At 71.3% G+C, this 9,990-nt stretch carries 10 protein-coding genes; 4 read left to right on the forward strand and 6 right to left on the reverse strand.

What is annotated here, in order from left to right; translation table 11 throughout:
* Window positions 1–210: 210 nt before the first annotated feature.
* Window positions 211–1,200 (forward strand): GTP 3',8-cyclase MoaA, encoded by a 990-nt coding sequence (moaA, locus tag AC068A_RS19995; RefSeq protein ID WP_478586616.1) that lies wholly within the window; start codon window positions 211–213, stop codon window positions 1,198–1,200.
* A gap of 90 nt (window positions 1,201–1,290) precedes the next feature.
* On the opposite strand, the gene AC068A_RS20000 is transcribed toward moaA, so the two are convergent.
* The 3 genes from AC068A_RS20000 to AC068A_RS20010 form a co-directional block, all read right to left on the reverse strand.
* On the reverse strand, window positions 1,291–2,148 hold the full coding sequence (locus AC068A_RS20000; RefSeq protein WP_478586617.1) for a caspase family protein: 858 nt from the start codon (window positions 2,146–2,148) through the stop codon (window positions 1,291–1,293).
* A 311-nt stretch (window positions 2,149–2,459) separates the two neighbouring features.
* The gene (locus AC068A_RS20005) at window positions 2,460–2,699 is read right to left on the reverse strand and encodes a hypothetical protein (RefSeq protein ID WP_478586619.1); all 240 of its coding nucleotides are present in this window, start codon (window positions 2,697–2,699) and stop codon (window positions 2,460–2,462) included.
* 146 nt (window positions 2,700–2,845) lie between these two features.
* Entirely contained in the window at window positions 2,846–3,175 is a 330-nt protein-coding gene (locus AC068A_RS20010; RefSeq protein ID WP_478586638.1) for a DUF3099 domain-containing protein, read from the reverse strand.
* Window positions 3,176–3,355: 180 nt separating this feature from the next.
* Here AC068A_RS20010 and AC068A_RS20015 point away from each other — a divergent pair, with 180 nt between their 5' ends.
* Window positions 3,356–3,634, forward strand: coding sequence for a GlsB/YeaQ/YmgE family stress response membrane protein (locus tag AC068A_RS20015; protein ID WP_478586620.1), 279 nt, complete (start codon window positions 3,356–3,358; stop codon window positions 3,632–3,634).
* An 89-nt stretch (window positions 3,635–3,723) separates the two neighbouring features.
* On the opposite strand, the gene tyrS is transcribed toward AC068A_RS20015, so the two are convergent.
* The 3 genes from tyrS to AC068A_RS20030 form a co-directional block, all read right to left on the reverse strand.
* A complete protein-coding gene (gene tyrS, locus AC068A_RS20020) occupies window positions 3,724–4,992 on the reverse strand; it encodes a tyrosine--tRNA ligase (RefSeq protein ID WP_478586622.1) in 1,269 nt (422 codons plus the stop codon).
* 176 nt (window positions 4,993–5,168) lie between these two features.
* Complete coding sequence (locus tag AC068A_RS20025) at window positions 5,169–6,557, reverse strand: metallopeptidase TldD-related protein (protein ID WP_478586624.1); 1,389 nt, start codon at window positions 6,555–6,557, stop codon at window positions 5,169–5,171.
* An 88-nt stretch (window positions 6,558–6,645) separates the two neighbouring features.
* Window positions 6,646–8,193, reverse strand: coding sequence for a TldD/PmbA family protein (locus AC068A_RS20030; RefSeq protein ID WP_478586625.1), 1,548 nt, complete (start codon window positions 8,191–8,193; stop codon window positions 6,646–6,648).
* 186 nt (window positions 8,194–8,379) lie between these two features.
* Between AC068A_RS20030 and fabG the strand changes: the two genes are divergently transcribed.
* Window positions 8,380–9,099: a 3-oxoacyl-[acyl-carrier-protein] reductase gene (gene fabG, locus AC068A_RS20035; protein WP_478586626.1), complete on the forward strand. Its 720-nt coding sequence runs from the start codon at window positions 8,380–8,382 to the stop codon at window positions 9,097–9,099.
* 5 nt (window positions 9,100–9,104) lie between these two features.
* Entirely contained in the window at window positions 9,105–9,875 is a 771-nt protein-coding gene (gene fabI, locus AC068A_RS20040) for an enoyl-ACP reductase FabI (protein WP_478586628.1), read from the forward strand.
* Window positions 9,876–9,990: the final 115 nt, after the last annotated feature.

Consider the following 9,990-nt stretch of genomic DNA (forward strand, 5'->3'; position numbering starts at 1 on the left):
TCCCCCCCCCCCCCCCCCCGCTGGGGGGGCGCCCCCCGCGCCTCGCGTTTTTCTTCTCCCCCCCCCCCCCCCCCCCCCCCCCACGCCGTCGTCGTTCGAACGGGTATCCCCCCGCGACGCCTGTCTCGCGTAGGCTCGATCTCAGCGCCTGCACTCTCCACCCAGGCGGCGCACACCGTTTACGGAACCGGACCGGGGAGGGGGCCCACAGTGCTTCTCGACACCTATGGCCGCGTGGCCACTGACCTGCGCGTTTCACTCACCGACCGGTGCAATCTGCGCTGTACGTACTGTATGCCCGAGGAAGGCCTGCAGTGGCTGGGCAAGTCGGACCTGCTGACCGACGAGGAGATCGTCCGGCTGATCCGCATCGCCGTCACCCGGCTCGGGATCACCGAGGTCCGCTTCACCGGCGGCGAGCCGCTGCTGCGCCCCGGCCTGGTCGGGATCGTCGAGCAGTGCGCCGCCCTGGAACCCCGCCCCAGGATGTCGCTGACCACCAACGGCATAGGCCTGGGGCGCACCGCACAGGCACTCAAGGCCGCCGGCCTGGACCGGGTGAACGTTTCGCTGGACACCCTGCGCCCCGACGTCTTCAAGACCCTCACCCGGCGTGACCGGCACCAGGACGTCATCGACGGCATGGCCGCCGCCCGCGCCGCCGGCCTGAACCCGGTCAAGGTCAACGCCGTCCTGATGCCCGGCCTGAACGACGACGAGGCCCCCGACCTGCTGGCCTGGGCCGTCGAGAACGGCTACGAGCTCCGCTTCATCGAGCAGATGCCGCTGGACGCCCAGCACGGCTGGAAGCGCGACGACATGATCACGGCAGGCGACATCCTCGCCTCCCTGCGCACCCGCTTCACCCTCACCGAGGAGGGCGCCGAGGAGCGCGGCTCCGCCCCTGCCGAGCGCTGGACCGTCGACGGCGGCCCGGCCACCGTCGGCGTCATCGCCTCGGTGACCCGGCCCTTCTGCAGTGCCTGCGACCGCACCCGGCTCACCGCGGACGGCCAGGTCCGTACGTGCCTGTTCGCCACCGAGGAGACGGACCTGCGCGGAGCCCTGCGCTCCGGCGCCCCGGACGAGGAGATCGCCGGGCTGTGGAAGACGGCGATGTGGGGCAAGAAGGCCGGGTCCGGGCTCGACGACCCGTCCTTCTTGCAGCCCGAGCGCCCGATGTCGGCGATCGGCGGCTGAGCGGCCTCGGGGGCGTGCCTCACTTCCCCGAGGCCGCTCAGGTCCCCCGCCGTGGCCACGCCCCGGCAGCGCTGACCGCGCCGGTCGTCGTCACACGTGGATGGCCAGGGGGGACTGGGCGGCGAAGGCGGTGCTGGCCTTGCCGGCCTGGAAGAAATTGGGGGTCTGGTAGAAGGGCATCTGCTCGACGATCTGCCGGTGCAGGCTGGAGTACGTGCCCTGGAAGACGCCGTTCCGCCAGGTCTTGAGGAAGGTCTCGGTGAACAGGCCGTTGGTGCCGGCGCCGTCGCTGGAGGTCTGGTTGTCCTGGCAGCCGGAGATCAGCAGGATGTCCGCCCCGATCTCCTGCTGTTCCAGCGCGGGCACGGTCTGCTGGATCTGGTCGTAGAGTTCCTGGTCGCGCTGGTAGTTGCGGAACTGTGCATCCTGCGGCAGCACGCGCATCCGGGTGCGGACCTCGGTGGGTTCGCTGGAGTCGAAGGCCCGCTCCAGTTCCGCCCCGTTGAGGAAGAGGGACAGGTCCCGTGCCACCGACCCGCTGTGGCAGCTGTCAGAAAGGACCAGGATGCGTACGTCCTCGGCGAACGCACCGTAGAGGGCGTACAGTTCGTCGTCGATGAACTGCCGGTCGTACAGCACCCAGGTCTCGTCCCGCCGGTCGGGCTCGTCACCGTTCTTGTCCGGCACCTGCGCCCCGTGGCCCGCGTACGTGAGCAGGAGGATGTCCCCGGCGGTGAGCCGGGAGGCCGCCTCCGTCAGCGCGGCGGTCACCCTCTCGCTGGTCGCGTCCTTGGAGAGCAGGGTCGCGATGGGCTCGTACTGGTTGGCCACGGCGAGGCCGGCCATGGTCAGCGCATCGTTCTCGGGGTTCTTCAGCTCGGCCTTCGTGCCGTACTTGCTCTCGTCGATCTCGTTGATGCCGATGTGGATGGACAGTCCCTTGGGCATGTTCTCCTCCTGAAGTGCGCAGCGATAAGGGAGGGGGAGGCCACCGCTCAGGGCGGCCGCAGGACTTCACGGCGAGCGCAGACGGCACGGTGCGAGGGCCGGCCTTCACCACTGCCGGCCCGTCGCCGCGGGATGCCCGCTCATCGCCCACCGGACTCGGGCATGTGCTGCGAGTGAGGTCGACACTACGGAAAGTGACATGGCCGTTCCACATTCCGCACGAACCTTCATCCATCTGGCGCCATGAGGTCGACGGGACCGTGCTGCGGGCAGCTCGGAGCCGGAAACGCACCCCACTTCCCCGAGGCCGCTCAGCGGCGCTCCGACCCCTCCGGCTGCACCCACTCCGTCAGCTTCACGACGTCCTTGAGGAAGCCGCGGACCCCCAGGAACTGCGAGAGGTGCTCGCGGTGCTCCTCGCAGGCGAGCCAGGTCTTGCGCCGCTCCGGGGTGTGCAGCTTCGGGTTGTTCCACGCCAGGACCCAGACGGCCGCCGCACGGCAGCCCTTGGCGGAACAGGTGGGAGTCTCGGGGGTGTCAGGGGAGTTCACGGCTCAACCCTACAAACCGGCCCGGGGAAAGGGCGACGCCGAGCAGCCACGGGGGGAGCTGCCCGGCGTCGGTCCGTCGCTCCGACGGGGGATGCGGAGCGCGTAGGCAGTATGTCACGCACGACCGGGTGCGGTGCACCGGAACTTCATGATTGATCTGAGGTTTTCGTGAGGTTTCCCGCCTCCAGTGCCGGACGTGCAGGTGGCGGCAGGAAACTCGAGGGCAGCCTCGGCGTCGACTCGCGCCCCGCGTTGGCGATGACCACGGCCACGTACGGCAGCAGGGCGCCCGCGACGAGCGTCACGACCGCCAGGTACCGCTCCACGTTCCACAGCAGCACCGTCGCCACGACCGACAGGGTCCGGATCGCCATCGAGATCACGTACCGGCGCTGACGCCCCCGCACGTCCTCCTCGAGGCCCATCCGGGCCCCGGTGATCCGGAAGACCTCGGCCCCGTTTCGCTTCCTGTGCAGCACGCTCCACCGCCCGATCCGAGTTCCGGGCGTTCCTCGGCCCGGACCTCCCACCGTACGCCGAGGCCGCGGCGGGCAGGAGAGGGGGTGCCCCTGAACGGTCGTGTCCGGAATGCGCAGTACGCCGGACGGGTCGAGACTGGGCCCATCTGCGCACGACGCGCCATGAGGAGGCTCGACATGCAGTGGTTGTGGGCGATCATCGTAGGTTTCGTGCTGGGCCTCATAGCCAAGGCCGTCCTCCCGGGCAAACAGCACCAGCCGCTCTGGCTGACCACGCTCTTCGGCATGGTCGGCGCCATCCTCGGCAACGCCGTCGCCGGCTGGATCGGCCTCGCGGAGACCCGGGGCATCGACTGGACCCGGCACCTGCTCCAGCTCGCCGGCGCGATCGCGATCGTCGCGCTCGGCGAGATGATCTACATGTCGGTGCGCGGCGGGAAGAAGCGCACGGCCTGACACCGGCGCGGACTGCGCGCGGATACGGCAGGGGCCGGCCCGGACGGTGTGTCCGGACCGGCCCCTGCGCCGTGCGGCCGTACCCCGGGTCAGGCGCCCGTGACCTCGACCGCCGCCAGGTTCTTCTTGCCGCGGCGCAGCACCAGCCAGCGCCCGTGCAGCAGGTCCGACGCGGCCGGGACCGCGTCCTCGGCGGTCACCTTCACGTTGTTCACGTAGGCGCCGCCCTCCTTCACGGTCCGGCGGCCGGCCGACTTGCTGGCGACCAGCCCGGTCTCCGCGAACAGGTCCACCACCGGGGCGAGCTCCGCCGCCTTGGCGTGCGGCAGCTCGGACAGGGCCGCGGCCAGCGTGGCCTCGTCCAGGTCCGCCAGCTCGCCCTGGCCGAACAGGGCCTTCGACGCGGCGATCACGGCGGCGCACTGGTCGGCGCCGTGCACCAGCGTCGTCAGCTCCTCCGCCAGCGCACGCTGGGCCGCGCGCGCCTGCGGCCGCTCGGCGGTCTGCGCCTCCAACTCCTCCAGTTCCTCGCGGGACTTGAAGGACAGGATCCGCATGTAGGTGGACACGTCCCGGTCGTCCACGTTCAGCCAGAACTGGTAGAACGCGTACGGGGTGGTCATCTCCGGGTCCAGCCAGACGGCCCCGCCCTCGGTCTTGCCGAACTTGGTGCCGTCCGCCTTGACCATCAGCGGCGTCGCCAGCGCGTGCACCTGCGCCTGCGGCTCCAGCTTGTGGATCAGGTCGAGGCCGGCCACCAGGTTGCCCCACTGGTCGGACCCGCCCTGCTGGAGGGTGCAGCCGTACCGGCGGTACAGCTCCAGGAAGTCCATGCCCTGGAGCAGCTGGTAGCTGAACTCGGTGTAACTGATGCCCTCCTGCGACTCCAGGCGGCGGGCCACGGAGTCCTTCGTCAGCATCTTGTTCACGCGGAAGTGCTTGCCGATGTCCCGCAGGAACTCGATGGCGGACAGGCCCGCCGTCCAGTCCAGGTTGTTCACCATGACCGCCGCGTTCTCGCCCTCGAAGGACAGGAACGGCTCGATCTGCGTGCGCAGCCGCGTCACCCAGTTCGCCACGGTCTCCGGGTCGTTCAGGGTGCGCTCGGCCGTCGGGCGCGGGTCGCCGATCTGGCCGGTGGCCCCGCCGACCAGCGCCAGCGGCCGGTGCCCGGCCTGCTGCAGGCGGCGTACGGTGAGGACCTGCACCAGGTGCCCCACGTGCAGCGAGGCCGCCGTCGGGTCGAACCCGCAATAGAACGTGACAGGACCGTCCTCGAACGCCTTGCGCAGCGCTTCTTCGTCGGTGGACTGGGCGAAGAGCCCGCGCCACTTCAGTTCGTCGACGATGTCCGTCACGGTCGTGACTCTCCTTGAACGAGATGAAACAGGTGCTGAGGGGTTTCCCCGCCAGTCTAGGCGGGCGGGGAGCCCCTCCGACGCCCGGCAGCGGCGGCCGCTGCCGGGCCGGGCGGCCGCTGCCGGGCCGGGCGGGCGCTGCCGGGCCGGGCGGCCGCGGAGGGGCCCGGGCGGCCTCAGACGCCCTTGCTGACGGAGCTCATGTTGAAGTCCGGGATCCGCAGCGCCGGCATCGAGGCCCGGGTGAACCAGTCGCTCCACTCGCGCGGCAGCGTCTTCTCGGGCCGGCCCGCCTCCGAGGCCCGCGAGAGCAGGTCCACCGGGGACTCGTTGAACCGGAAGTTGTTCACCTCGCCGACGACCTCCCCGTTCTCCACCAGGTAGACGCCGTCCCGGGTGAGCCCCGTCAGCAGCAGCGTCGCCGGGTCCACCTCGCGGATGTACCACAGGCAGGTCAGCAGCAGGCCCCGCTCGGTGTCGGCCACCATCTCCTCCAGCGACTTGTCGCCGCCGGCGTCCATGAGCAGGTTCCCGAAGCCGGGGGAGACCGGCAGCCCGGTCAGGCCCGCGCTGTGCCGGGTGGTGGTCAGCCGGGTCAGCTCACCGTCCTTGATCCAGTCCGTCGCCGGGACGGGCAGGCCGTTGTCGAACACCGAGGCGTCGTCGCCCGAGCTGTGCGCGATCACGAACGGCGCCGACTCCAGGCCGGGCGCGTTCGGGTCGCTGCGCAGGGTCAGCGGCAGCTCGGACAGCCGCTCCCCGAGCCGGGTGCCGCCGCCGGGCTTGGAGAACACCGTCCGGCCCTCCACCGCGTCCCGGGCCGCCGCCGACCACATCTGGTAGATCAGCAGGTCCGCCACGGCCGTCGGCGGCAGCAGCGTCTCGTACCGCCCGGCCGGCAGGTCGAAGCGCCGCTCCGCCCAGCCCAGCCGTACCGCCAGCTCCGCGTCCAGCACGGTCGGGTCGACGTCCTTGAAGTCCCGGGTGGAGCGGCCGGCCCAGGCCGAGCGCTGCCGGTCCGGCGACTTGGCGTTGAGCTCCAGCGTGCCGTTGGGCTGGTCGTGGCGCAGCCGCAGCCCGGTCGAGGTGCCCACGTACGTGGAGACCAGCTCGTGGTTGGCGAAGCCGTACAGCTCCCGGCCGCCCGCCCGGGCCCGGGCGAAGGCCTCGCCGAGCGCCGGCGCGAAGTCCGCGAACACCGCCGAGGAGGTCTCGGCGGGGGCGTCGGCGAAGTCCGGCGAGACCGGGGTCCCGGTGACCAGCGGCTGCGCGTCCTCGGCCGGGCCCGCGTTCCGGGCCGCGGCCTCGGCGGCCCGGACCAGCGGCTCCAGGTCCTCGGCGGTCACGGCGGAGCGCGAGACGACCCCCGAGGCCGTGCCCTCCTTGCCGTCGACCGTGGCGATGACGGTCAGCGTCCGGCCGCGGGTGACGCCGTTGGTGGTGAGCGCGTTGCCCGCCCAGCGCAGGTTGGCCGTCGACTCCTCGTCGGCGATGACGACACAGGCGTCGGCGGTGGACAGCTCCAGGGCCCGCTCGACGATCTCGTGGGGCTTCGTTCGGCTCATCGGCCCGCCTCCTGGGTGGTGTTCAGACTGTGCTGTCCCGGGGGGCGACCCCCGGACCCCCGGCAGATCGAGTGGTGACCGCGAGTGCTCATCGGCCCGCCTCCTGGGTGGTGTTCAGGATGTTCACGTCGCGGAACAGCGCGGAGGGGCAGCCGTGCGAGACCGACGCCACCTGGCCCGGCTGGGCCTTGCCGCAGTTGAAGGCGCCGCCCAGGACGTACGTCTGCGGGCCGCCGACCTTCTCCATGGAGCCCCAGAAATCGGTGGTGGTGGCCTGGTAGGCGACGTCGCGCAGCTGGCCGGCCAGGCGGCCGTTCTCGATCCGGAAGAAGCGCTGCCCGGTGAACTGGAAGTTGTAGCGCTGCATGTCGATCGACCAGGAGCGGTCGCCGACCACGTAGATCCCGCGCTCCACCCCGCCGATCAGGTCCTCGGTGGACAGCCCGCCCGGATCCGGCTGGAGCGAGACGTTCGCCATGCGCTGCACGGGCACGTGCCCGGGGGAGTCGGCGAAGGCGCAGCCGTTGGACCTGCCGAGGCCGGTCAGCCGCGCGATGCGCCGGTCCAGCTGGTAGCCGACCAGCGTGCCGTCCTTGACCAGGTCCCAGCTCTGCGCCTCGACGCCCTCGTCGTCGTAGCCGATGGTGGCGAGTCCGTGCTCGGCGGTGCGGTCACCGGTCACGTTCATGATCGGGGAGCCGTACTTCAGGGTGCCCAGCTGGTCGAGGGTGGCGAAGGAGGTCCCCGCGTACGCCGCCTCGTAGCCCAGCGCCCGGTCCAGCTCGGTGGCGTGGCCGATGGACTCGTGGATGGTGAGCCACAGGTTGGACGGGTCCACGACCAGGTCGTACCGGCCGGACTCGACGCTCGGCGCCCGCATCTTCTCGGCGAGCAGGGAGGGGATCTCCTCCAGTTCTGCGTTCCAGTCCCAGCCGGTGCCGGTCAGGTACTCCCAGCCGCGGCCGGCGGGCGGGGCGATGGTGCGCATGGAGTCGAACTCGCCGGTGGTGCTGTTCACGGCGACGGCGGTGAGCTGCGGGTGGATGCGCACCCGCTGCTGCGTGGTCATGGTGCCGGCGGTGTCGGCGTAGAACTTGTTCTCGTGCACGGCGAGCAGTGAGGCGTCGACGTGCGCGACCCCGTCGGCGGCGAGCAGCCGCTCGCTCCAGTCGGCGAGCAGGGCCGCCTTGTCCGCGTCCGGCACGTCGAACGGGTTCACGTCGTAGGCGGAGATCCACGTCTTGTCGGCGTGCACGGGCTCGTCGGCGAGCTCCACCCTCCCCCAGTCACCGCCGGGGGTGCCCGCAGCGGCGCCCGCGGCCTTGATGACCTGGGCCGACAGCTTGGCCATGGCCACCGCCTGCGAGGCCACGCGGGCGGCGCCGTCCATGGTCAGGTCCACGCCGGAGGCGAAGCCCCAGGCACCCCCGTGCACCACCCGGACCGCGTACCCGAGGTCGGTGGTGTCGGACCCGCCCGATGGCTTGGCGTCCCGCAGCCGCCAGGAGGCGCTGCGGATCCGCTCCAGCCGGAAGTCGGCATGCTCGGAGCCCAGCGCGCGGGCCCGGGCGAGCGCCGCGTCGGCGAGCGCCCGCAAGGGCAGCGCGGTGAAGGCCGCGTCGATGGAATGGGGCACGGAAGTCCTCCCGTGGGTCGGAGCCGGTCCCCCCGATCATGGCGCGCCCGGGCCGCTCGTGCCTACCACTTTCTGTAGGGATTCGACAGAGCCCGTCCCGCGGCCCTGTGGGAGACCGATTCTGCGCGCGGCAGGCGCGGCCTATAGGTTTCTGGTACTCAGACCGCTAGTCGAAAGGGTGATCCGTTGAGCCGCTCGGTTCTCGTCACCGGAGGAAACCGGGGCATCGGCCTCGCCATCGCCCGAGCCTTCGCGCAGGCCGGCGACAAGGTCGCGATCACGTACCGTTCGGGCGAGCCGCCGCAGGAGCTCACCGCGCTCGGCGTCCTGGCGGTCCGCTGCGACATCACCGACTCCGAGCAGGTGGAGCAGGCCTACAAGGAGATCGAGGAAGCGCACGGCGCGGTCGAGGTGCTGGTGGCCAACGCCGGCATCACCAAGGACACGCTGCTGATGCGCATGTCCGAGGACGACTTCACCTCCGTCCTCGACACCAACCTCACCGGCGCCTTCCGCGTGGTCAAGCGCGCCAACCGCGGCATGCTGCGCGCCAAGAAGGGCCGCGTCATCCTGATCTCCTCGGTCGTCGGCCTCCTGGGCTCGGCCGGCCAGGCCAACTACGCCGCCTCCAAGGCCGCGCTGGTCGGCTTGGCCCGCTCCCTCGCCCGTGAGCTGGGCTCGCGGAACATCACCTTCAACGTCGTCGCGCCCGGCTTCGTCGACACCGACATGACGAAGGTGCTCACCGACGAGCAGCGTGCGGCCATCGTGGCGAACGTGCCGCTCGCGCGCTACGCGCAGCCCGAGGAGATCGCGGCCGCCGTCAGCTTCCTGGCGTCCGACGACGCCGCGTACATCACCGGAGCCGTCATTCCCGTTGACGGCGGATTGGGCATGGGTCACTGATCACCATGAGCGGAATTCTCGACGGCAAGCGCATCCTGATCACGGGTGTGCTGATGGAGTCCTCCATCGCCTTCCACGCCGCCAAGCTGGCCCAGGAGCAGGGCGCCGAGGTCATCCTGACCGCGTTCCCGCGTCCGACGCTGACCGAGCGCATCGCGAAGAAGCTGCCCAAGCCGGCCAAGGTCATCGAGCTCGACGTCACCAATGAGGAGCACCTGGCCCGCCTGGAGCAGCTGGTCCGCGACGAGCTCGGCGGCCTCGACGGCGTCGTCCACTCGATCGGCTTCGCCCCGCAGGACGCCCTCGGCGGCAACTTCCTGAACACCCCGTTCGAGTCGGTCGCCACCGCCATGCACGTCTCGGCGTTCTCGCTGAAGTCGCTGACCATGGCCTGCAAGCCGCTGTTCCCGGCGGAGGGCGCGGCCGTCGTCGGCCTCACCTTCGACGCGCAGTTCGCCTGGCCGCAGTACGACTGGATGGGCCCGGCCAAGGCCGCCCTGGAGGCGACCAGCCGCTACCTCGCCCGCGACCTGGGCAAGGAGAACATCCGCTGCAACCTGGTCTCGGCCGGTCCGATCGGCTCGATGGCCGCGAAGTCCATCCCGGGCTTCTCCGACCTGGCGGAGGTCTGGAACTCCCGGTCCATGCTGGAGTGGGACATGAGCGACCCGGAGCCCACGGGCCGCGCCATCGTCGCCCTGCTGTCGGACTGGTTCCCGAAGACCACCGGCGAGATCGTCCACGTGGACGGCGGTCTGCACGCGATGGGTGCCTGAGCGGCACGCGTACGGCGTACGGGGGGGGGGGGGGGGGGGGGGGGGGGGGGGGGGGGGGGGGGGGGGGGGGGGGGGGGGGGGGGGGGGGGGGGGGGGGGGGGGGGGGGGGGTGGGG

The organism is Streptomyces sp. NPDC043854 (assembly GCF_056436005.1).